Origin of the sequence: Methylovulum psychrotolerans (assembly GCF_002923755.1) — a bacterium.
In the GTDB taxonomy this organism is placed as follows: domain Bacteria; phylum Pseudomonadota; class Gammaproteobacteria; order Methylococcales; family Methylomonadaceae; genus Methylovulum; species Methylovulum psychrotolerans.
Genome location: NZ_PGFZ01000002.1, coordinates 1 through 21,815 on the forward strand (window position 1 = coordinate 1; position 21,815 = coordinate 21,815).

A 21,815-nucleotide genomic window follows, 5' to 3' on the forward strand; every position below is an offset into this window, starting at 1 on the left:
TTTGGCACTTGGCAAACCGTGTCATCCGCAAGCTGCTTGCCCATACCGTAGGGGTGTTTCTGAATTGTTGCCTGGGCCGCCACCAACCCCTCCAATTTGAGGGGTTGGTACAAATCTAAAAAGTCGAGCATATCGTAACTATATGTTATATATGGTAAAAAACCATGATAAAGCAATTCTAAAGGATCTCAATTTGATAAGCTAGGAGAAAGTAGGCGGAGAGTAGGGGATATTACGGTGCGGTTTGGGGGCAAATGTGGCTGTCGCCGCGCACCTGCGCCATGACGCTGCCTGCGGTTAATTTGAATGTGGGGGACAGGTCAAATCCTGCTTGTTGCAGGCCTTTCGCCGTCCATTTATTGCAGGTATTGAAGAGATGGTAAGTGCCTACGCCTTCGTAAAATTGGCTGTCGCCATAAATGCCTTGCTTGAGCGGTTGTACCCGCCCTTGTGGGTCTTTAGCGAAACTGGCGGCGATAAAGTCAAGCAGTGCCGTGTAATTGCGCTCACTGAGGCAAAAGCTGGCCTGTTCGCTGTTGGCAAAATAGCGGCGGACGTTGCGCGGTACGGCTACGACATGGAGAATGGCCCCAGATGACCAAAACATCGCCCTTAAGGTCAGCCCCGTGGTGATTTCCTGGGCTTGGTAAAAGCCTTTGTCACCCCAGCCAATTTCTAAGAACGGGGTATCGGTAAAACGGGTTTTTAGGGCAGGGATACGCGCTTGGAGAGCGTCGGCGGGGACGACAAAGCCGGTATGCCAACCGTGGCTGACGACGTAGACGGTCGTGCTGCTTTGGGCTTGGTCGGCTAATGGAGCGGGTGCGTAGGGCTGTGCGGCACAGGCGGTTATTAAGTGTAGTGCGGCTAGAAAGAATAGCTTCATGGGCTGATTTGGTCACTAGCTTGGTTGTGGCATTAGTATAGCAATTGCCTGCTTAAGTTAGGCGGTATTAGTAAATCCTGAACCGCCTAAAAGGCGGATGCCGCCAGTTGCCGACATCCGCCTAAGCCCTTAAGGTAAAATGTCCACTATGCGGCCATTTAATGCTTGGGGTAGCCTGGCGTTATTGATATACAGAGCTTCAAATTCGGCGATTTGGGCGCTGGACACGGTAATGGGGGCGCGGGCGACCGACCAATCGACACCTTCGGTACACGGCGGTGTGGTTAATGAACCGGCATAGGAGTAAAACTTTCTGCTGGGCGATAACAGCCCGTTGGGGTCTAAAGTGACTCCAACGGGGGTGTTGGTGTTGCCTGCAATGCTTGGCGCATTATCCAAGATTTTTTGGAATTCTGGGTTTTCTGCGCCCGCTTTGATCATGACACCCAGTACGGCCAGCTTGCCGCTAGGTGTGGAGTGGACAAAATGCAGTTCCAGCGGAAAAGTCTTCCCGTTCAGGGTATGCTCGCTGGGGGCGTGGAAGTGGAATTGCAGCAACTGATAATTTTCTTTGCCGATCAACAAGGCATTCGGGTTTGCGGTTATCGGCATGTTTACCTTGATGGTATGGCCGTTATTGCTGACCGAAAGCGGTACTGATGCGTACAGCGGATTTAGGTGGTTTAAGGAAGCCTTGGCGGCAGGTACGCTGATGTCGACAGGCGATTGCTTTTGGCCTAAGCCGCATTCGGCAAAAGGATACAAGGCCGGAATGGGGGCAGTGGGGTCGGTGTTTTCTAATGCGCCCCAGTCGGCTTGTTCGTCATAAGTCCAATGCGGGTCGGCGGCATGGCTGGCGGCGGCAGTGGCGATCATGCCGATGAATGCGGCGTATTGCAGACGCTTGATAATAGTCATGTTGTGTACCCCTTCTGTTAGCAAGTGTGTTCGCGGCAGTAGTCCGCAATACTGGGTTTTGGGGCACTGGGGGTGTTAGTGCCGTTTGTTTTGGCTTTGCCTGCGTCAGGTGTCGGGGTGCTGGTGGGGGCTGGTGCTGGTGCTGGTGTGGCCGGAGTCTCGGCTGCGGCTGCATAAGTTGACAATGTGCATAAAATAATGCCGATCAATATGCTTGTTTTCATAATCTCTTCTTCTCCTAGTGGATGTTGTGCTTCAGGCCAAGCGGTGTAAAGCGACATATCTCGCTCTTGTGCCGTTGTCTTAACCTTGCGGGTGGTTTTGTGCAATATCGGCAAACGCTGTGGAGGGGTTTGCATTGTGCACAGTGCGGATTATAGGTGTTGGTTTGCTGGCAAGGTAGTGAATACCTCACTATTTTAAAAATAAATTTGCAATTTCTATCGCTAAAGGTAGGTAGAATACAGTTTTTGGTTGTATCGCCAGAAAAGTAGCTGAAAGTAGCGGTTACGGTCACCCCGTAATGCGTCAACTCCTATATAATCGCGCCTCCCTTTTTGCAATCACATCCTCGCCATGGGTATCTTAAAAAAACTCGCCTCACAAACTGCCATCTACGGGCTTAGCAGTATTTTCGCCCGATTTTTAAATTATCTGCTGGTACCGCTGCTAACTTATTCGTTTTCGGCGCAAGAGTATGGGGTGGTGTCGGAGTTTTATGCCTATTCGGGTTTTTTGTCGGTGTTGTTGCTGGGCGGTTTTGAGACGGGTTATTTTCGGTTTCGCGATAAGGCGAACCCACGCCATGACACGGCGTATTCAACGGCGTTATGGTTTGTCCTGCTGGTCAACGGACTGTTTTTTCTGGGCGTGTTTTTTGCCGACCAGACCGCAGCGACTGCACTGAATTACGCTAGCCATCCTGAGTATGTGTTGTGGTTCGGGTTGATTTTGGCCTTGGATGCGTTGGCGGCGTTGCCGTTTGCCCGGCTCCGTGCCGAAGAGCGGGCGTTTAGGTTTGCGTTTATCAAGCTGCTGGAAATTGCCGTAACGGTGGGTTTGACGGTGTTTTTTATCGTCTACTGCCCCAAGCTGTACGCACATAACCCGCCGCCTTGGCTGGTCTATGTGTACAGCCCGCATATCGGTCTGGGTTATGTGTTTATCGCTAATTTGCTGGCCAGTGCCTGTAAGGCGTTATTGTTGTTGCCGCAATTGGCGGGGCTGGTGTGGGGGTTTGACCACCGTTTGTTTGCGCGGATGTGGCGGTATTCCGCGCCGATGATGGTGATCGGCTTCGCGGGCATTATTAACGAAATGCTCGACCGCGCCTTGTTAAAATATTTATTGCCCTACGATTACGCCACTAATATGCAGATGCTGGGCGTGTACAGTGCCTGTTACAAGCTGTCTGTCCTGATGTCGCTGTTTATCCAAGCGTTCCGCTATGCCGCCGAACCGTTCTTTTTTGCCTATGCCGACAAAAATGATGCGCGTGATGTGTATGCCAAAGTGCTGAAGTTTTTTGTCATTTTTTGTGTGGCGATTTTTCTGCTGGTGACGCTGTATTTAGATTTTTTCCAATATTTTATGGGTGCGGAATTCCGCACGGGCTTAGGGGTGGTGCCTATTTTATTGTTGGCGAATTTATTTTTAGGCATTTATGTCAATCTGTCGATTTGGTACAAACTGACTGACCGCACCTTAATGGGCGCGTGGGTATCTATAAGTGGGGCGGCATTGACTATCGGCCTGAATGTCTGGTGGATTCCCTTATTCGGTTATATGGGGTCGGCATGGGCGACTTTGGCCTGTTATGCCAGTATGGCAGCGGTGTCTTATCTGTTGGGGCGGCGGTTTTATCCGGTCGCTTATCCATTGGTGCGGATTTTGGGCTATATCCTGTTAGGTATCGGCCTATCGGTTACCCAAGCTTATTTGCAGCCGTATTGGGCTTGGCCGAGCTGGCTATTGGCTTCGGCGTTAATGGGCGAATATTTGTTGGTGGTGGCGTTATTGGAGCAATCTCCGCTGCGCCGGGGCAAACGCTAGCCGCCACTTTCTGTAGACAGTGTGTTTTCGGTGGGGCTTCGGTGTTAGAATGCCGCACCGTTTTCATCATCCTGTATCTGTCATGACCGATTCACTGCAAACACGGGCGCGTTTAACTGCCGTCGCTATCCTTTTATTATTAGGGGGCTGGGTTGTCCAAGGCTTTCTGCCTTTATTGGGGTGGGCGGTGGTGCTGGCCATCAGCACTTGGCCGATTTACCGCCGCTTACTGCTCAGTAAAGAACGCCATGGCAGTATCACTTGGGGGGCGGTAGGCCTGACCTTGCTGATTGGGGCGATGATTCTGGTGCCGCTCAGTTATGCCTTGGTTAAACTGTTCGCGGAAACGAATGCGCTGGGGCAATGGTTGTTGGTGGTGCAAAAGACTGGCATTCCGCCGCCTGATTGGTTGATAAAATTGCCTATGATGAGCGAGTCGGCGCAAGAATTTTGGCAAAAATCCTTGGGTAGCCGGGAGGCGGCCAATAGTACCTTGCACTGGCTGAGCACTAGCGGGGCGTTGGGCTATACCAAAAATTTCGCCGGTCACCTGATACAACGCTTGATGAGTTTTTTTGTCATTTTGTTGGTGTTGCTGTTTGTCTACCAGCATGGCGATACCCTAAGCCGCCAAGTCTTAGCCAGTGGCCGGCGGATTTTCGGTGATGTTGGCGAGCGTTATCTGCGCCACGCCGCCGCCGCCGTGCGCGGTACGGTCAACGGCATGATGCTGATCGGTATCGCCAAAGGTATTTTGATGGGTGTGGGCTACCATTTTGCGGGGCTGGGGCATCCGGCGATGTTGGGGGCTTTGACTGGCATTTTTGCGATGATCCCGTTTGCCGCCAAGCTGATTTTTGGCGCGTGTTCTTTGGTGTTGGCGGCAGAAAGCCATTTCACCGCCGCCATTGCCCTGTTCAGTTACGGCATGGTGCTGACCTTAATTGCCGATAATTATGTGCGTCCGGTGCTGATCGGCAATGCGGTCAAGCTGCCGTTTATCTGGACGTTGCTGGGGATTTTTGGCGGCATGGAAGCATGGGGGTTGCTGGGGTTGTTTTTAGGCCCCACGCTGATGGCGGTTTTGATGTCGGTGTGGCGCGATTGGCTTGAGGATTTGGAAAAGGTGGAATAAATTAACGGTAACTGCCTGCCTTCACTATGCTATAAAAAAGCCCCGTATTGTGTTTTGAGGTCTTTTTTAAAATACACGAAAATACGATGGCCATTAATAAACCTTTCATTCCGGCATACCTTCAGGGGCATAAAGGAATTGCCGGAATGACGGATATTTTAAGGGCGTTAAAACATTTAATGCCTTATTTGGCTATGTCCTCAAAACACAATATGAGCATTACTATCAATTAGATAGGTTTGTCGTGGCCGATCCTGTCAGGTTACGCTAGTGCTTTTATGCCCTGTAAGTAAATCCGACCTGCGGCTCCTGCTGATTGTCCCATTTGCCACGCCCATATCCTGCCTCATTTTCAACAGAAACTCAACACTAAATCAGCATAATATAAACACCTAAAATGTTTAAGTTTAACTAAAAATCCTATGGATATTGAATAAGACTTGGTATAAGCTCTAGGTTTTTGCAAGCAGGTTTTTCTGGCAATCCAACCTAAGGTGGCACACAATGGCAACGTATAATGGCGACAATAACGACAATTTTTATGACGGCACGGCGCAGGATGACTTTATCTACGGCTATGGCGGCAATGACTCGTTGTGGGGCAATGATGGTAACGACACTATCAATGGCGGCACGGGCGATGACACCTTAGGGGGCATGGGTGGCAATGACACCTACCTGATTGCCAAAAACGATGGCATGGACGATATTTATGATAATGGTGGCGTGGATGTGGTCAAATTCACCGATTTAGCCTCCACCGGCATCACCCAGGTCAGCCGAGTGGCGGGCTTGGATTTGCAGCTAAATTATGGCGGCAACAGCCAACTGTACTTCTGGAATTATTTTGAGTCGGCGGACTACCACATCGAACAGTTCCAGTTCAGTGACGGGGTGGTGTGGGGCTGGGCGGACATCAAGGCGCACATCAGCCAGGCCGGCACCAGCGGCAATGACGGGCTGTACGGCTATGACGACAGCGACGACCACCTGAGCGGTTTGGCGGGCAATGACTGGCTGTTTGGCTATGCTGGCAACGACACCCTCAATGGCGGCACGGGCAATGACTACCTGGAAGGCGGGCAGGGCAACGACACCTATCTGTTCGCTAAAAATGATGGCGCGGATACGCTGTATGATGAAGGCGGCGCCGATGTGGTCAAGTTCACTGATGTTACCGCCAGCGGCATCACCCAGATTAGCCGCATCACTTACAACAGCACCGCCAGTTTGCAACTGAACTATAGCAGCGGCCAACTGACCATCCAAGGTTATTTTGACTCGGCGGACAACCGTATCGAGCAATTCCAATTCAGTGACGGCACGGTCTGGGGCTGGACGGAGATTAAAGCCAAAGTTTTGCAAGGCACGGCGGGCAATGACTGGCTGTACGGTTATGACGACAGCGACGACACCCTGAACGGCTTGGCAGGCAATGACTACCTGTCTGGCGGTCAGGGTAACGACACCCTCAATGGCGGCTCCGGCAATGATACCCTGTATGGCGGGCTGGGCAACGACACTTATCTGTTCGCCAAAAATGATGGCGCGGACACGCTGTATGATGAAGGCGGCGCCGATGTGGTCAAGTTCACCGATGTGGCGGCCAGCGGTGTCACCCAAGTCAGCCGCACCAACTATAACGGCAATGATTTGCTGCTCTCATATAGCGGCAGCCAGCTGACCGTGTACAGTTACTTCGCCTCGGCGAACACCCGCATCGAGCAGATCCAGTTCAGCGACGGCACGGTGTGGGGCTGGACGGACATCACGGCGAAATTTTTGCACGCGACCTCCGGCAATGACACTTTATATGGCTTTGACGGCGGCGATGACACCCTGAACGGTCTGGCCGGCAATGACACCCTGTATGGCTATGGCGGCAATGACACCCTCAATGGCGGCACGGGCAATGACTATCTGAATGGCGGGTCGGGCAATGACACTTATTTGTTCGCCAAAAACGATGGGGTAGACACGCTTTATGATGAATCCGGCACCGACACCGTCAAGTTCACCAACCTGCTGGCCACCGACATCAGTGTCAGCCGGATTGATTATAACGGCTACTACCCTGGCAACACTTTGTTATTGACCTACAGCGGTGGCCAATTGACCGTCGAATATTATTTTTATTCAACCAACAACCGCATCGGGCAGTTCCAGTTCAGCGACGGCACGGTGTGGGGCTGGGCGGACATCAAGGCGCACATCAGCCTGACCGGCACTAGCGGCGATGACCAACTGTACGGCTATGACGACAGCAACGACACTCTCAACGGTTTGGCGGGCAATGACACCCTCTATGGCTATGTCGGCAATGACACCCTCAATGGCGGCACGGGCAATGACACTCTGATCGGCGGGTCGGGCAATGACACTTATTTATTCGCCAAAAACGACGGGGCGGACACGCTTTATGATGAATCCGGCACCGACACCATCAAGTTTACCAACCTGCTGGCCACCGACATCAGCCAAGTCAGCCGTATCGGTTACGATGGCAGCGGTTTGTTGCTGGCCTATAGCGGCGGCCAATTGACCGTCCACAACTGCTTTAGCTCAACTGCCGCCCTTATCGAGCAATTCCAGTTCAGTGACGGCACCGTGTGGAGTTGGGCGGACATCAAGGCCAAAGCCTTGCAAGGCACAGCGGGCAACGACACCTTATATGGTTATAACGACAGCAACGACACGCTGAATGGTTTGGCAGGCAATGACATTCTCTATGGCTATGCCGGCGATGACAGCCTCAATGGCGGTACGGGCAACGATGTCTTGGTCGGTGGTACCGGCAATGACAGCTATTGGCTGGACAGTGCCGCCGATAAGGTCTTGGAATACGGCGGTGATGGGATAGACAGCGTCTACAGCTCGGTGGGTTGGCGGTTATCGGCCAATGTCGAAAACCTGACCTTATTGGCGGGCGCGGCGTTTGCGGTCGGCAATGGTTTGGACAATACCCTGACCGGCAATGCCGCCAATAATATCCTGCAAGGCGGTGACGGCAACGACAGCCTTAACGGCGGTGACGGCAACGATAACCTGCGCGGCGATGGCGGCAACGACATCCTTAACGGCGGCAATGGCGTGGACATCGCTAACTATGAGAACGCCAGTGCTGGTGTGGCCGTCAACCTCAGCCTGGCCACGGCGCAAAACACCCTAGGTGCCGGCACCGACACCCTGAGCAACATCGAAATCGTCAACGGCAGTGCCTATAACGACACCCTGACGGGGAGCACCGCCAACAATGTCCTTGATGGCGGCGCGGGCAACGACAGCCTCAACGGCGGCGACGGCGACGATAGTCTGCGCGGCGATGCGGGCAATGACAGCATCAACGGCGGCAATGGCGTGGACACCGTCCACTACGGGACCGCCACTGCCGGGGTGGTGGTCAACCTAGGGTTGACCGGAGCGCAGAACACTGGCGGCGCCGGCATCGACACCCTGAGCAATATCGAAAACCTCAACGGCAGCGCCTACAACGATACCCTGACGGGAAGCGCCGCCAACAACAGCTTATGGGGCGGGACGGGCAATGACGTGCTTAACGGCGGCCTAGGCAACGATGTCCTGGCAGGCGGCTTAGGCCAAGACCGTTTTGTCTTTAGCACTGCCTTAGGCCTAGGCAACACCGACACCGTCACTGACTTTACGGTCGCCGATGACACCATTCAACTGGCGCACGGCATCTTCACCGCCTTAGGCACTGGCACATTGGCCGCCGACCAGTTCAAAATTTTCGGTGCTGGCTCGGTCGAAGACAGTAACGACCACATCCTCTATAACAGCACCTCTGGTGGCCTGTTTTACGATAGCGATGGCAGCGGCAAGGCGGCGGTGGTGCTGGTCGCCCTGCTCGGTAAGGGGCTGGCGATGACTTCGGCAGATTTTTTAGTAGTTTAAAGGCAAGCTGCCATAACCGTGTGCCTCGCTGTTTGCAATGTAAAGGGGCATAAGTGTCTACGCAACTTTTATTAGTCATTGTAAAACTAATGGTTAGTGCATTTGATAAAAGTGATGATTTTATCAAAATTAAAGGGTTGCAAAATTTGTGTAGATACTTATGGTAAAAGAGGGCAAATTTTAAAATCAGTTTAGGCTATATGAGTTTTGAGGACGTTTACTGTGAAGAAATGCAGCGACTATAAATAGCCCCGTCATTATGGCAATCCATACCGAATTGCCGCCGATACTGTGTTTCGGGCGGAACGTGTTTTTATTGTCAATCTGTTGGCAAGAGGCAGCGATGATCTTTTAATGCTTGTGGCAATCGTATGGCGCAACACGCTCATGTTGGGCAACAAAATCAACAAAATACCCGATTTATACGTACCCCATCATCCGGTACAATCAGCTTATATCTGGTTTTAATTTCCATCTGGCGGCTTCAGCCCGCACAAATGTGCAGGTAGCCCGTGTTTTAGTCAGCGGATTTTCAACCCGCCAGCTTTAGCTGATGGGTGTTGAGTTAAGCTTGGCGGTTGATAGGGAAGGCCAAAGCCACCCAAACAAGTAACCGCTGAGGAGATTCATTATCAGAGAGCTTTTATGTTACAGACGATTATCAACGCAGTAAATGATCGGGAAATGCTGTCTTTGGCATACGGTAGCCTTATCCATACCGTAGAGCCTCATGCTGTTGGGGTATCGGTTGCGACAGGTACGCATGTGTTGTGGTGTTTCCAACTCCATGCCGAACCGCTTGCCGCCACTCAGGGCGGTATGCCTAAGGCTATGGCGGTCAATTATATTGGCCAAGGCTATGAATGGGATGTGTTTGAAGTGGCGCAAATATCCAGGCTACATGCTTTGGGCAAGTATTTTGTCAATGAACGGCATGGCTATATGCGTAATAATAAGCACATGAGCACCATTCTTGCCCAGCTTTGACCCTCACGCGGCCTGCCGCTTTTAGGTGGTTAACGGTACTTAAGGTACACTAAAGTACCGTCTATCAGCCCCTATTTTGCCTATGCCGCCTTTTGTGCCAGCCCGCCGCCATTTCCTAAAGGGCCTTGCCGCGACGGGCATTGCCTCGCTGTTGCCTGCCGAGTGTCGGGCGGCGAGTGCCGAGGTGCTTAGCGGCACGGCGTTTACCCTGACTATTGCCCAAACTATGGTTAATTTTACGGGTACGGCGCGTCCTGCGACCACGGTTAATGGCTCCATCCCCGCGCCGACTTTGCACTGGCGCGAAGGTGATACGGTGACGCTAACGGTGGTTAACGAGTTGGCGGAAACCACGTCGATACATTGGCATGGCTTGATTTTGCCTTATGAAATGGACGGTGCGCCCGGTATCAGTTTTAACGGTATCCCGCCGGGCAGCCGCTTCACCTACCGCTTTAAAGTCCAGCAATCCGGCACTTATTGGTATCACTCGCATTCGGGTATGCAGGAGCAAACTGGGCTGTATGGGGCGATTGTCATCAGCCCCGCCACCGAAACCATTGTCGCTGACCGTGATTATGTCGTGCAATTGTCGGAATGGACGGATGAAGACCCGTTGGCGGTGTTTGCCAAGCTGAAAAAACAGAGCGATTACTACAATTTCAACCAGCCCACGGCGGTGGATTTTATCCATGATGTTGCGCACGATGGCCTAGGGGCGGCGTTGGACAAGCGGGCGATGTGGAACGAAATGCGCATGTCCATGACCGATTTGGCGGACATTTCCGGGTATACTTATACTTATTTAATTAATGGCAAAACGGCGGCGGATCATTGGTTGGGACTGTTCCAACCGGGTGAGCGGGTGCGCTTGCGCTTTATCAATTCGGCGGCGCAAACTTTTTTTGATGTGCGTATCCCTGGCCTAAGCCTCACTGTCGTCCATGCCGATGGCCAGCCGATTGTTCCCGTTAGTGTCGATGAATTGCGCATAGGCCCTGCGGAAACCTACGATGTGCTGGTCAGCCCCAGCCAGCAAGCCTATACCGTGTTTGCCCAGTCTATGGACAGAAGCGGTTTTGCTTGCGGCACGTTAGCTGTCCGCGCGGGTTTGTCGGCTCCTGTTCCCACGCCGGATAAGCCGGAACCCCTCACCATGACCGATATGATGGGGGCAATGTCCGGCCCAGTCGCCGTCCACCACGCCAAAAGCGAATACGGCGCGAGTGTCGATATGCGCGTTGATACCCCGCGCACGAATTTGGATGATCCGGGGGTGGGCTTGCGCAACAATGGCCGCCGGGTTTTGACGTATGCCGATTTGCGCAGCGTAGAGGGCATTATCAGCGACCAGCGGCCACCAGGGCGCGACATAGAGCTGCACCTTACTGGCAACATGGAGCGTTATAGCTGGTCTTTGGATGGAGTGCCGTTTGACGAGTCCACGCCTATCCATTTCCGTTACGGCGAACGCCTGCGGGTGATTTTTGTTAACGATACCATGATGAGCCACCCCATGCACTTGCACGGCTTATGGAGCGATTTGGAAAGCTCCGACGGCCAAGTGCAGGTACGCAAGCATGTGGTGGTGGTGCAACCCGCCCAGCGCGTCAGTTTTCGAGTTACCGCCGATGCGCGGGGCTATTGGCCTTGGCATTGCCATTTGTTTTATCACATGCACGGGGGCATGTTCAGGGTGGTGGTGGTGGCATGAAAAAACGCCTGTTACTTTTAGTGCTGTTGGGCAATGTGCCGTCAGCTAAGGCCGAGCCTGCTATGGATCATCAGCATCATAATATGGCGGATATGTCCGCCGAGGACATGGAGGCGATGGAAGAGCCTAAGCATCCTGCCGCCACACCCAAACCGCATCAGCACCCCGTTGATGCCGAGCCAGAACCGCATCAGCATGGCGTTGATGTTGCGCCAGAACCTCATCAGCACGGCGTTGATGCCGCGCCAGAACAGCACCAGCATGGTGTTGATGCTGTGCCAGAACAACATCAGCATGACGTTGGTGTTGCGGCTGGTCTGCATCAGCACACAGGGCATACCGCAGCTAACGACCGCCCCCCTAAAGATGCCCGCGACCCTGATGCCTATTCTGATGGCTATGATTTTGGCCCAGGTATTGCCCATAGCCATAAAGAAGAACACCCCCTTGCCGCCTTGCTGGTTGACCGTTTGGAAGGCTTAGGTACGGGGTCGCAGAGCCTGATGACCTACGATTGGCAAGCGTGGTATGGCAAAACCGCCGACCGGGTCGTGATTAGGGCAGAAGGCAATATCGACGCGGGGCAATTTACCGAGGCGCGTAATGAAGCGCTGTGGGGTCACGCCTTAACCCCGTTCTGGGATACGCAGATGGGCATCCGCTATGATGCGGGGGCAGGGCCTGAGCGTAGCTGGGCCACTTTCGGTTTACAAGGCTTTACCCCGTATTGGCTGTATGTCGAAGCCACCGCCTATATCGGCGAGCAAGGCCGGGTCGCGTTTCGGATTGAAAACGAATACGATTTGCTGATTACCCAACGCCTGATCCTGCAACCGCGTATCGAAGCTAATTTTTATAGCCAAGACGATGCCGGGCGCGGTATTAGCAGCGGCTTGTCTGATTTTGAAAGTGGCTTACGGTTGCGCTATGAAATCCGCCGCGAATTCGCGCCATATATCGGCGTGGAATGGTCCACCGTGCCTACGGTTAACCATATTGACAGCCGCACCGATACGACCCGTTGGGTGGCGGGGGTGCATTTTTGGTTTTAGGGGATGGGCTTTATATCGTTATTAAGCAAGGGTATATTAGGTATCTTTTGGAATGTTTCCGGTAAGTATTAAGGTGCGGTATGTAGCTTAGGTCTTGCTAAGAGGCTAGGCGCAAATACTCTACAGCGTAGGATATGGTTTATGGGTTGAGAATGCTATAAGCGCTGGTAAAAAGGCTGATGTTTTCATCTAATGCCATTTTTGTTTTTATTAAAGCACCGCATAGTGCATTAGTATTTTAGGAGCCGTTATGACGCGACAAATATCCCACCCCAGTATCAAAGTGATAGGCCCGAATGGGCAAATATCGCTGGGCAAACAATATGCGGGCAGACAAGTGTTGGTTGAGGAGCAAGAGCAAGGCGTGTGGCTAATCCGCACCGCCACTGTTATTCCCGACAACGAACACTGGTTACAGCATCCTAAGGTTGCCGCCGATTTGCAACAGGCCTTAGCGTGGGCTACCACCCATCCGGCGAGCGATGCTACTCTCGATAGCGTGATGGAAAAACTGCATGAAGGCGAGTGATGCCGGAATGTCTAAGGTGTGTCTTGATTTAAATAATCCTGTTTTTCAAGAAAATTTGTTGTCCTTACAAAAGCCAGAACGTCATGCCGCATTGGATGCTTTGAATAAGATTAGGCAAATGACATGGCAACAAGTTTACCGTGATAATGGCCTTAAGTGGGAAAAGATAGCCAGCATCAGGCCGCCTCAAGGTATTGACGCGCTGTATTCGTTACGCATCACACAGTCTTGTCGTGCTATAGCGTATCGTGATGGCGATTTCATTCGATTGCTGACCATTTCATCGGATCATGACGGGGCTTATGGTAAGAAATGAAATAGATGGATGGTTTTTTTCACTGGTTTTGATCATATATGCGTTTTTTCGACAGCGGCTCCTTTATTGATAATTACTTAGTGGTGTGAATAAAATAGCTTTGGCATAGTTATTTTGGGGAGTGAGCAAGGTGCCCGCGCCCAAGACCCGCATCCTTTAGCGTTTGCCGAAATTGTTGCTTACCCGTTCCTTACGATTAGCGTGGTATGGTAAAACCGCTGACAGTGCCGTGATTAGGCTGGAGTGCATTTTTGGTTTTAGATGATGGGCTAAGGATTTATGCCCGTAATTGGGAAAGCTGTTTACGCTGATGCGCCTGCTACGTTGACTAGGTGGGGGCGGCATTAAGCAAACGACAGGCTAAACGGTTGGTACACACGGTTAGGCCATCGTGCAATGGCTGAAGAACTTTGCCGAGGGCTTTAACTTCGCGCCTACCCAACCTGTCAGGTTAGTCTGTCTCTGTATCCTTAATGAGTGACGGCATCTATATATTTATTTTGAATGTTTTCTGCTTTTCTTGGTTTTCTTTGTTTCCTTTACTATGCGTCTGATACATACAGAGCTATGCAATTTTGCGGACACATCTTGTTCATAGCTTGCTGATCGAAAAGCCGATGTTTTTGCTTTAGTGGCTTTTTCCGCCGCCTGAAGAGCCGTAACTTTGGCCGAAGCGGTATCAGATGATATGTCCGTAACCGATACGTTTAGTGAATCGAGCTGAGCTTTCAAGTTTGCAATATTTGAAACACTGGCGCAACTAATGGATAAAACGGATAGTAAAGTAACGGCGAATAATTTGGAAATTCGCATAATGATTTTATTCGTGAATACAGTTGTAAAAATAGCGACATAGCACTGTCTCATAATCTGTTTGCTACCGGAATCCCAATGAGCCAAGTACCCTAGCCCCGAAAGACTTGGTGTTAAGAAGGTATTTTTAGGTGGATATTAATTTTATAATGATCAGTCTAACAGCTAAAAATACCTTTCGCTATGAGTTTTTACCATTTTTCGGGGTGGGGAGGATTTTAATGGTGTTAGTCCTGTTTTTGATTGTGCGCTATGCTAATTTATTAAATTACGTTAGGTCAATTGAATACAAGATGCTGAATGCGCCTCATAATCCGTATATGAAGCCAAGACTAATGGCAACCTTCCTGCTATTTGGCGTACTATAAGCCAATAGGTGCGGTAGAGTTGAATATTCATACGCTGATCCTATCCGTTCGTACTTTGACAGGGTTTTCGGCAAGCTCAGGAGGCTTTGCCGAAGGGTTTAGCTTGAACGGATGGAGATAGGCGTAATGACAGCTTAATTCCCGCGCCGCCCTTTTACCATCAACCTCGGAACCACTGCCATGCACACACAAAAACTCAAGGATTTGCAGCATCATCATGATTTCGCCGTGATTAGTCGACAAGGTGAGCGGCGTACTTGGCAGGTGTTGGTGCTGACCTTGATTATGATGGTGTTGGAAATTGTGGCGGGGACGCTGTACGGGTCGATGGCGTTGCTGGCAGACGGTTGGCACATGGCGACGCATGTCGCGGCGTTTATGATTACGCTATTGGCTTACCGCTATTCCAGGCTTCATGCGGATGACCATACGTTTGCGTTTAGTGCGGGTAAGGTGGGGGTGTTGGGTGGGTTTGCCAGCTCTATCGCGCTGGGGGTGGTGGCGTTGATGATGTTGCTGGAGTCGGGCGAGCGGATTTTTCATCCTCGGACGATTCATTTTGACGAGGCGTTGGTGGTGGCGGGGGTAGGGCTGTTGGTGAATGTGTTGTGTGCTTGGTTACTGAAAGACCATGACCATCACGATCATCATGCCGCTCATGAGGGCCACGGCCACGAGCATCATCACGACCATAACCTTAAGGCGGCTTATGCGCATGTTTTGGCGGACGCGCTGACTTCGGTGCTGGCGATTGTCGCGTTGGTGGCGGGTAAGTTTTATGGTTGGGTGTGGCTAGACCCGGTGATGGGGATTGTCGGGGTGCTGGTGATTGCCCGTTGGTCTTATAGCTTGGTTGGCGAAACTAGCCCGGTGTTGTTGGATGAAAGCGTGGGGCAGCATTATCAAACGGAGATCCGGCAAGCCCTTGAGCAAGATGCCGATAACCGGGTCGCGGATTTGCATATTTGGTGTGTAGGGCCTGGGCATTTTGCGGTGATTGTTTCGGTGGTGTCGCATCAGCCACAAGCGCCGGATTATTATAAGGCCTTGCTTAAGCCTTTTTACCGTTTACGCGGTTTGGGTAAGCTTTCGCATATTACGGTGGAGGTTAACCAGTGCGTAGGGGAGGGCTGTGATGGTTAAGGGAGAGGGTAGGGGTTTTTTGACAGCGGATAAACGATGATTAGTGTAATACAACGCGTGACTAGCGCGAAGGTGACGGTTGATGCGGTGGATATTGGCGTGATCGGTACGGGGATTATGGCGTTGGTGGGGGTGGAAAAGCCGGATACCCGCCAAGCTGCGCAACGTTTGTTAGAGCGGATCCTAAATTATCGGATTTTTGCCGATGCCAATGACCGGATGAATTTAAGCCTGCGGGATATTAACGGCGGCTTGTTGTTGGTGCCGCAGTTTACCTTGGTGGCTGATACCCAAAAAGGTAATCGCCCCAGTTTTGCCAGTGCCGCCCCGCCTGAGCAGGGGCGCGAGTTGTTTGGCTATTTGCAGGAATTGGCGCAAGCGACTTATCCGCAGGTGGCGTTCGGGCAGTTTGGTGCGGATATGCAGGTGGCGTTGGTCAATAACGGGCCGGTGACGTTTACGTTGAGGACTTAGGAACGTGCATAAAATTAAGTAGGCGTTCATTTACACCTCAGCGTGTTAAACCCCACCCCAGCCCTCCCCTTTGCAGGGGAGGGAGCCAATGTCTTCCCCGTCATTCCCGCACGGCATAGTCAGCGAAAAGCCTAAGGGGTTTTCGGCTTGCAGTTTTTGCGCGGCTTGCTTTGCGTGTAGTTGTTGGCTTGTTGCCTGTGCCCGGCGGGCTTGTTCGCTTAGCCCTAAGGCGTTGTAGATGACGCTGAGGTTTTGGTGCCAACTGGCATGGTGCGGCTGTTTGGCGATGGCTTGTTGTAAGAGCTTGAGGGCGATTTCGGTTTGGCCTTGTTGGAAGCGGGCAATGCCGAGCATGTGTAGGGCGGCGGCGTGCTGGGGCTGGTGTTGCAGGATGGTGCTAAAAATCGTGGCGGCGGCTTCCTGTTCGCCTGCTTGTAAGCGCGTCATGCCTTGAAAGAAATAGCCTGCGGGTAAGGCGGCGGGCGGCTCCGGGTCGGTTTGCGCCTCGCTTGGCGGGGCGTTGAGGATGTCTTCTAAGGGCTGTAAAAAATCGGCGTAGCGCCGCCATTTTTCGGTTGAGGTGTTGTAGATGGGTTGCCGCACTTGCCAGACGCTGGCGGTTTTTACGGCGCGTTCTAAATTTTGGTAATCCAATACGGTGTCTGTCCAGTCCAGTTGCAGGTAGGCGAGGATTTGGCGGGCGGCGGCTTCGGTGTCGGCGACGACATCCTCGTAGCGGATGGTCAAAATCGGTTTTGCCAGTACCGCATCCCAATGGCGCATTAAGGCTTGATGGTCGCGCAGTTGTTTGCCGATGTCTTCTAGGTCGTAGGCGAAGCCCATGCCGCCAAATTTGGCTTGGTAATCGGTGAAGTAGTTGGAGACGGCGACATCACGCGGTTCGCGCAGGACATGGATAATGGGGGCGTTGGGGAACAGCAGGCGGATCAGGCCGATATTTTCAAAATTATGCGGCAATTTATCGACGATATAGCGGGCATCGGGGGCGTAGTGGCGTAACTCCGCGAGGATTTCGTCGGCATAATGGCGGGCTTGGTCTGCGGTTAAGTCGCGGACACAGGCGGGGTAGTGTTGCCCTGAGCCTAGATGGCGTTCCCAGGCGTTGAGTTTTTGGATAATGCCTGACAGGAGGCCGATTTCGCCCGCGACAAAAATGTCTTTATGGCCGCCTAAGATTTGTTCGACTAAGGTGGTGCCGGAGCGGGGCATCCCTAAGACAAAGGTGGGCTGGGCGGACGGGTTGCCGTAAGCTTGGGTTTGGGCGAAAAAATCCGCCGTGAAGGTTTGGCGTATCGCCCGGCACTGTTGGCTATGTTGCTCGGCATTGTAGCTGAGTAATTTACGGTTGGCGGCGTTGGCTTGGTTAACAAACTGGAAGGCTTTGGGGTAGTCTTTTAGGTGTTCCCAAACCGCCGCCAAATCAAACAGCAAACAGCCGGACACCGCGCCTTGTAAGCTGGGCAGGTAGGCGACCCGTTCTATGTGCGCCAAGCGTTCGGGGTCTTCGGGGAAGCGCCGGGCGTTAATCAACGCGCCTAAGGCAGCGACCGGATGCCGGGCGGTTGCCGCTTCAAAATGGGTGAGGGCTTCGTCTACCCGCCCCCATTGCAATAATAACTGCCCTAGGCCTAAGCAGGCGGGGGTATAGTCCGGCACTTGCGCTAATGCTTGCCGATAGTAGTCTTCCGCCAGACTTTCTTCGCCTGTGACGCTGGCGATTGCCACTAGGGCTTCGGCGCGGCTTAAGCCCGAATCGTTGGCGGTCAGCGTTAGGGCTTGTTCGGCGGCTAACCGTGCGCCCTGTTCGTCAAAATACTTTGCCCCCAGTTGCGCCAGTTGCGCCCATAATGACGCGTTATCCGGTGCGTGTTGGATGGCGGTCTGCATATAGCGTACGGCTTTGCCATAATGGCCTTGCACCCGCGCCAGGGTGGCTAGCTGCATCAGCAATTCGACATCTTCTGGGTGGTTGCTTAAGGCGTTGCGTAACGATTCGGCGGCTTGTGCGTGTTTGTCTTGTCCGGCTAAGACCAATGCTAAGAGTTTGACGCATTTGAGTTCTTCCAAACCTGCGTCTAAGGCGTGTTGGATGGCGGTTTCGGCGGCTTCCCAGTGCCGTAGGGCGACGTAGGTGTCCACCGCGACCAGTAACCATTGCTGTAAATGCCCACCGCCCGCCGCCTGTGCGTGTGCCACGGCTTGCAGGGCGAGTTCAAGGTCTTCCAGATATAAAGCGCAACGGGCGATATTGATGTGCAAGGCGGCTTGTTGCGTTGCCGGGCTGTATTGTACCGCGCGTTGGAAATCGGCCAACGCGTCGGCAAAATGGCCTAATTGCATCCGTACCAAACCGCGCCGCGCCTGTGCCAGATAGGCGTTCGGCTGTTGGCTTAGGGCTTGGTCTAAAGCCGCTAAGGCGGGTAAGGGGTCTTTTAACAGGAAATGGATGGCGGCGATGTCGGTTAAGGTGTCGGCATCGGCGGCTAGGGTAGCTTCCGGCGGCAAGGCCTGTAAGCATTCGCGGCCTTGGTCAAACTGTTGCTGTTGGCAAAACAATACGCCCAGTAAGACCAATAAGGCCGGATGCTTGGGGGTTTGAGCCAAGGCTTGTTGGCATAGTGCCGCCGCTTCGGCTAACGCGCCGCATTGCTGTAAGGTTCTGGCGGCGGCCAGCTGCGGTGGGCTGAAGAAGGTTGGCTGGGTCATAAGGCGCAAGAATCGGGTAGGCTGGGCTAAAAGTTTGGGGGCGCGTAGGCATGTGTCTTACTGATGGCCTTTCAGGTGTTATCGGTCTGAAAGGCCCAGGTCATAATGGAGCAGACGATTTTATGGCTAGGCTGGGCAGGCCGCTAGACAAAGACAAATTGGCTGTCGGGTAGGCCAGCCGGGAGGCCGGTCAGTTCAATTTTAGCGGTATGTCCTCCTATCATTGTGACAGTCCCCGAGGTGGTGTAGGAAGTGGTCTGCGTATGGTAATAACCAGACCTATAGGTGTGCTGGCTGGAAATCAGCTCGGCCTTAGTGGCGCCCGCTTGCCAAGAGACCCAGTCATGGTATGAATGGACTTTGACCCCATGGGCAGACTGGGACGTATAGGTATAGGCTTGCGAAATATAATGGCTTCTGTTGACGGGGTCAGTACCGACAAAAGTTGCACCACTTAAGTTAGCGAACAGCAATTTGTCTTCTAAGCCAAAACCGCTTAAGTCAATGCTGGGTGTCGTCCAGTAGGTGCTGGTCAACAGGGTGATGTCCTGCTCTGAGCTGTTGAAAACACTGCCGACATTGGCGGCACTGATTGGGTCGGAAATGCTGTAGGCGGTAGGGGCGACAATATGGGTGATGGCGGTGTTGAGTTCTAGAGTCTCGCCGTTTTTGGTGAAGGTGTGGTAGCCGTTGCTGATGCCGTCGTCCGTCCAGCCGCTGTCCATTTTTACGGTGTTGCTGTTGCCGCTGGCATCGACTTTCAGGGTGTTGTTGCCGCTGATGTTGGCGATGCTTTGGGCATCGACGATTAAGGTGTCGTGGCTGTCCGCCAAGCGGATGGTTTCGATATTTTTTATTGTCGAGGCGGTGCGCAAGTCGATGGTTTGGTTGGCCGCCATAATTTGCAGGTTGTTGCTGCCCGTGCCGCCGTCGATGGTGTCGCCGTTAAAATCGCTGACCTGTAGGGTGTCGTTGCCCGCGCCGCCGAGCAGGGTGTCCACGCCCAAGCCACCAGTCAGGACATCGTTGCCCGCCCCGCCGTCCAAGATGTTATTCGCATCGTTACCTTTCAATGTGTTGTTGAGTTCGTTGCCGGTGCCGTTGATGGCGTCCGTGCCGGTCAGGATCAGCTTTTCAAAGTTCGCCCCCAGTGTCCAACTGATGGAGGATCTGACCGTGTCGGTGCCGCCGTTGGCCGTTTCGACCAGGGTGTCGGCGGCATTGTCGACGAAGTACACGTCATCGCCGTTGCCGCCAATTAAAATATCGGTGCCGCTGCCGCCGTCCAGGCTGTCGTTGCCGTCGCCGCCGATCAGGATGTCGTCCCCGCTGCCGCCTTTCCTTTCAGGACATCGTTGCCCGCACCGCCGATCAGGTTGTCGTTGCCGCCATAGCCGAAAAGCTTGTCGTCGGACAGGCCACCGATTAGGGTGTTGTCTAGGTTGTTGCCTTTTAAAATTGCCATATATCCACCATTTAATAAAAGTTTATGTGCTATTAACGCCGTGTCGCGGCTTTGTAGCTGCTCACAGCTTATCCAGTTAACATGACTGCATTGTTAACTGGATAAGCTATTGGTTTCTTGCGGGCTACCCGATAGAATCCGTCAGAGGGATGCCTTAAATAAGCCAAGACTTAGGCGTTATAGGCCGTTAAGGCCTTTTGAGCTTGGCTTGGGTATAGGATGACTCGACAGGATCTATTTGTGTGTTGCCTAGGGTTATTGCGCGTACTTCTTCTGAATTTCGCCAAACAGAATATAGTACCTGGGTTTTGCTGACTTTACGATAGCAAATAAATGCGGTGGAGCGTTATTAAATATTACCCAAAGCCCTGTAAATTTGTCACAACAGGGAGCTTGGTTGCTTACGCATTCAGTATCCGCACTGGCAGGTTGCGCTGGGAATGCCGGATTTTCTTTGGATGGCGGCTCAATGTCACACGCGCTACGCGGGCATCCTTGTATAATACGGTTTTTAATTTGAGATTGTTTAAGCTATGAGCCTTTCCCTTGTTGAACTTGAAGCTGTGGTGCGCGAAGCGGGGCAGGTTGCCTTGGCGTATTTTAGAGATTTAAAGAATACCGCTATCCACAAAAAAAATCCGCGTGATTTTGTGACCGCCGCCGACTTGGCTGTGGAAGCCTATTTACAGGCGGTGTTGACGGAAAAATATCCTCAGTATGGGTTTTGGGGCGAAGAGAGCGGGCAGTCGGCAAATCAAGCTTCGCGCTGGATTGTTGACCCGATTGACGGCACGCATTCGTTTGCCAGAGGCCAGTATTTTTGGTCGATCAGTGTCGCGTTGGAAATTGACGGTGAGCTGATGGCGGGGGCCGTGTATGCGCCAGCTTTGGATGACTATTACACGGCGGCAAAAGGTCAGGGGGCGTTTAAAAACGGCCAGGCGATTACGGTTTCTGCTGAAGCCAGTTTGGCGGATGCAATGGTGGCGACGGGGTTTGCCTGTTTACGCGCATATCTGACCGATAATAATTTGGCGCGGTTCGGGCGTATTGCCCAGCAAACTACCGGGCAGCGGCGGTTCGGGTCGGCGGCGATGGATTTGTGTCTGGTCGCGGACGGTCAGGTCGATGCGTTTTGGGAGCAGGAGCTGAATTTGTACGATGTCGCCGCTGGCGCGTTGATCGTTTTGGAAGCGGGCGGTACGGTCACGGATTTTCAGGGTAATCCTGGGGTGTTCCCTAAGCAGATTTTGGCGACCAATGGCAAGGTTTTAGCGGATATTTTGGCGTTGATGTGAACGCCGATTGAAGGGGCTGTACCCTA

At 52.7% G+C, this 21,815-nt stretch carries 18 protein-coding genes; 11 read left to right on the plus strand and 7 right to left on the minus strand.

Translation table 11 applies throughout. The features are described 5' to 3' along the window. Window positions 1-232: 232 nt before the first annotated feature. From AADEFJLK_RS05680 to AADEFJLK_RS23860, 3 genes are all read right to left on the minus strand, one after another. On the minus strand, window positions 233-886 hold the full coding sequence (locus AADEFJLK_RS05680) for a TIGR02117 family protein (protein ID WP_103973627.1): 654 nt from the start codon (window positions 884-886) through the stop codon (window positions 233-235). 129 nt (window positions 887-1,015) lie between these two features. Continuing rightward, complete coding sequence (locus AADEFJLK_RS05685) at window positions 1,016-1,804, minus strand: carbonic anhydrase (RefSeq protein WP_103973628.1); 789 nt, start codon at window positions 1,802-1,804, stop codon at window positions 1,016-1,018. 17 nt (window positions 1,805-1,821) lie between these two features. Further along, window positions 1,822-2,028, minus strand: a complete 207-nt coding sequence (locus AADEFJLK_RS23860) for a hypothetical protein (RefSeq protein ID WP_146054516.1) — start codon at window positions 2,026-2,028, stop codon at window positions 1,822-1,824. A 352-nt stretch (window positions 2,029-2,380) separates the two neighbouring features. Between AADEFJLK_RS23860 and AADEFJLK_RS05695 the strand changes: the two genes are divergently transcribed. The 8 genes from AADEFJLK_RS05695 (at window position 2,381) to AADEFJLK_RS05730 (ending at window position 13,501) form a co-directional block, all read left to right on the plus strand. After that, the gene (locus AADEFJLK_RS05695) at window positions 2,381-3,856 is read left to right on the plus strand and encodes a lipopolysaccharide biosynthesis protein (protein WP_103973630.1); all 1,476 of its coding nucleotides are present in this window, start codon (window positions 2,381-2,383) and stop codon (window positions 3,854-3,856) included. Window positions 3,857-3,938: 82 nt separating this feature from the next. Then, on the plus strand, window positions 3,939-4,991 hold the full coding sequence (locus tag AADEFJLK_RS05700; protein ID WP_088617633.1) for an AI-2E family transporter: 1,053 nt from the start codon (window positions 3,939-3,941) through the stop codon (window positions 4,989-4,991). Between the two features lie 504 nt (window positions 4,992-5,495). After that, window positions 5,496-8,903, plus strand: a complete 3,408-nt coding sequence (locus AADEFJLK_RS05705; protein ID WP_103973631.1) for a beta strand repeat-containing protein — start codon at window positions 5,496-5,498, stop codon at window positions 8,901-8,903. 645 nt (window positions 8,904-9,548) lie between these two features. Continuing rightward, window positions 9,549-9,890: a hypothetical protein gene (locus AADEFJLK_RS05710; RefSeq protein WP_103973632.1), complete on the plus strand. Its 342-nt coding sequence runs from the start codon at window positions 9,549-9,551 to the stop codon at window positions 9,888-9,890. An 82-nt stretch (window positions 9,891-9,972) separates the two neighbouring features. Beyond that, on the plus strand, window positions 9,973-11,604 hold the full coding sequence (locus tag AADEFJLK_RS05715) for a copper resistance system multicopper oxidase (protein ID WP_103973633.1): 1,632 nt from the start codon (window positions 9,973-9,975) through the stop codon (window positions 11,602-11,604). Further along, entirely contained in the window at window positions 11,601-12,656 is a 1,056-nt protein-coding gene (locus tag AADEFJLK_RS05720) for a copper resistance protein B (protein ID WP_249027987.1), read from the plus strand. Before AADEFJLK_RS05715 ends, AADEFJLK_RS05720 begins: the two co-directional genes overlap by 4 nt. Window positions 12,657-12,906: 250 nt before the next feature. Beyond that, the gene (locus AADEFJLK_RS05725; RefSeq protein ID WP_103973634.1) at window positions 12,907-13,185 is read left to right on the plus strand and encodes a hypothetical protein; all 279 of its coding nucleotides are present in this window, start codon (window positions 12,907-12,909) and stop codon (window positions 13,183-13,185) included. After that, the gene (locus AADEFJLK_RS05730; protein ID WP_249027988.1) at window positions 13,172-13,501 is read left to right on the plus strand and encodes a hypothetical protein; all 330 of its coding nucleotides are present in this window, start codon (window positions 13,172-13,174) and stop codon (window positions 13,499-13,501) included. Before AADEFJLK_RS05725 ends, AADEFJLK_RS05730 begins: the two co-directional genes overlap by 14 nt. A gap of 495 nt (window positions 13,502-13,996) precedes the next feature. On the opposite strand, the gene AADEFJLK_RS05735 is transcribed toward AADEFJLK_RS05730, so the two are convergent. Beyond that, window positions 13,997-14,314, minus strand: a complete 318-nt coding sequence (locus AADEFJLK_RS05735; protein ID WP_211299160.1) for an alanine-zipper protein — start codon at window positions 14,312-14,314, stop codon at window positions 13,997-13,999. Window positions 14,315-14,862: 548 nt separating this feature from the next. On the opposite strand from AADEFJLK_RS05735, the gene dmeF reads away from it, so the two are divergent. Continuing rightward, window positions 14,863-15,825, plus strand: a complete 963-nt coding sequence (dmeF, locus tag AADEFJLK_RS05745; RefSeq protein ID WP_103973637.1) for a CDF family Co(II)/Ni(II) efflux transporter DmeF — start codon at window positions 14,863-14,865, stop codon at window positions 15,823-15,825. Between the two features lie 36 nt (window positions 15,826-15,861). After that, window positions 15,862-16,299 (plus strand): D-aminoacyl-tRNA deacylase, encoded by a 438-nt coding sequence (gene dtd, locus AADEFJLK_RS05750; protein WP_088617626.1) that lies wholly within the window; start codon window positions 15,862-15,864, stop codon window positions 16,297-16,299. A 45-nt stretch (window positions 16,300-16,344) separates the two neighbouring features. Here dtd and AADEFJLK_RS05755 read toward each other — a convergent pair whose 3' ends face one another. From AADEFJLK_RS05755 to AADEFJLK_RS25020, 3 genes are all read right to left on the minus strand, one after another. Continuing rightward, window positions 16,345-19,026, minus strand: a complete 2,682-nt coding sequence (locus AADEFJLK_RS05755; RefSeq protein WP_103973638.1) for a sulfotransferase — start codon at window positions 19,024-19,026, stop codon at window positions 16,345-16,347. Between the two features lie 143 nt (window positions 19,027-19,169). Beyond that, window positions 19,170-20,264: a calcium-binding protein gene (locus tag AADEFJLK_RS23865; RefSeq protein WP_211299161.1), complete on the minus strand. Its 1,095-nt coding sequence runs from the start codon at window positions 20,262-20,264 to the stop codon at window positions 19,170-19,172. Window positions 20,265-20,338: 74 nt separating this feature from the next. Next, window positions 20,339-20,491 carry a hypothetical protein gene (locus tag AADEFJLK_RS25020; RefSeq protein ID WP_211299162.1) on the minus strand — a complete coding sequence of 51 codons (153 nt, stop codon included), beginning with the start codon at window positions 20,489-20,491 and terminating at the stop codon, window positions 20,339-20,341. 533 nt (window positions 20,492-21,024) lie between these two features. Between AADEFJLK_RS25020 and AADEFJLK_RS05765 the strand changes: the two genes are divergently transcribed. Next, a complete protein-coding gene (locus AADEFJLK_RS05765; protein WP_103973639.1) occupies window positions 21,025-21,789 on the plus strand; it encodes an inositol monophosphatase family protein in 765 nt (254 codons plus the stop codon). The last annotated feature ends 26 nt before the right edge of the window (window positions 21,790-21,815 follow it).

What these genes read in the sequence shown, in the direction of transcription:
- AADEFJLK_RS05685 (WP_103973628.1), bottom strand. Translation starts at nt 1,804, where the DNA reads ATGACTATTATCAAGCGTCTGCAATACGCCGCATTCATCGGCATGATC.
- AADEFJLK_RS05765 (WP_103973639.1), top strand. Translation starts at nt 21,025, where the DNA reads ATGAGCCTTTCCCTTGTTGAACTTGAAGCTGTGGTGCGCGAAGCGGGG.
- AADEFJLK_RS25020 (WP_211299162.1), bottom strand. Translation starts at nt 20,491, where the DNA reads ATGGCAATTTTAAAAGGCAACAACCTAGACAACACCCTAATCGGTGGC.
- AADEFJLK_RS05680 (WP_103973627.1), bottom strand. Translation starts at nt 886, where the DNA reads ATGAAGCTATTCTTTCTAGCCGCACTACACTTAATAACCGCCTGTGCC.
- AADEFJLK_RS05715 (WP_103973633.1), top strand. Translation starts at nt 9,973, where the DNA reads ATGCCGCCTTTTGTGCCAGCCCGCCGCCATTTCCTAAAGGGCCTTGCC.
- AADEFJLK_RS05725 (WP_103973634.1), top strand. Translation starts at nt 12,907, where the DNA reads ATGACGCGACAAATATCCCACCCCAGTATCAAAGTGATAGGCCCGAAT.
- dmeF (WP_103973637.1), top strand. Translation starts at nt 14,863, where the DNA reads ATGCACACACAAAAACTCAAGGATTTGCAGCATCATCATGATTTCGCC.
- AADEFJLK_RS05730 (WP_249027988.1), top strand. Translation starts at nt 13,172, where the DNA reads ATGAAGGCGAGTGATGCCGGAATGTCTAAGGTGTGTCTTGATTTAAAT.
- AADEFJLK_RS05735 (WP_211299160.1), bottom strand. Translation starts at nt 14,314, where the DNA reads ATGCGAATTTCCAAATTATTCGCCGTTACTTTACTATCCGTTTTATCC.
- AADEFJLK_RS05710 (WP_103973632.1), top strand. Translation starts at nt 9,549, where the DNA reads ATGTTACAGACGATTATCAACGCAGTAAATGATCGGGAAATGCTGTCT.
- AADEFJLK_RS05700 (WP_088617633.1), top strand. Translation starts at nt 3,939, where the DNA reads ATGACCGATTCACTGCAAACACGGGCGCGTTTAACTGCCGTCGCTATC.
- AADEFJLK_RS23860 (WP_146054516.1), bottom strand. Translation starts at nt 2,028, where the DNA reads ATGAAAACAAGCATATTGATCGGCATTATTTTATGCACATTGTCAACT.
- AADEFJLK_RS05705 (WP_103973631.1), top strand. Translation starts at nt 5,496, where the DNA reads ATGGCAACGTATAATGGCGACAATAACGACAATTTTTATGACGGCACG.
- dtd (WP_088617626.1), top strand. Translation starts at nt 15,862, where the DNA reads ATGATTAGTGTAATACAACGCGTGACTAGCGCGAAGGTGACGGTTGAT.
- AADEFJLK_RS05755 (WP_103973638.1), bottom strand. Translation starts at nt 19,026, where the DNA reads ATGACCCAGCCAACCTTCTTCAGCCCACCGCAGCTGGCCGCCGCCAGA.
- AADEFJLK_RS05695 (WP_103973630.1), top strand. Translation starts at nt 2,381, where the DNA reads ATGGGTATCTTAAAAAAACTCGCCTCACAAACTGCCATCTACGGGCTT.
- AADEFJLK_RS05720 (WP_249027987.1), top strand. Translation starts at nt 11,601, where the DNA reads ATGAAAAAACGCCTGTTACTTTTAGTGCTGTTGGGCAATGTGCCGTCA.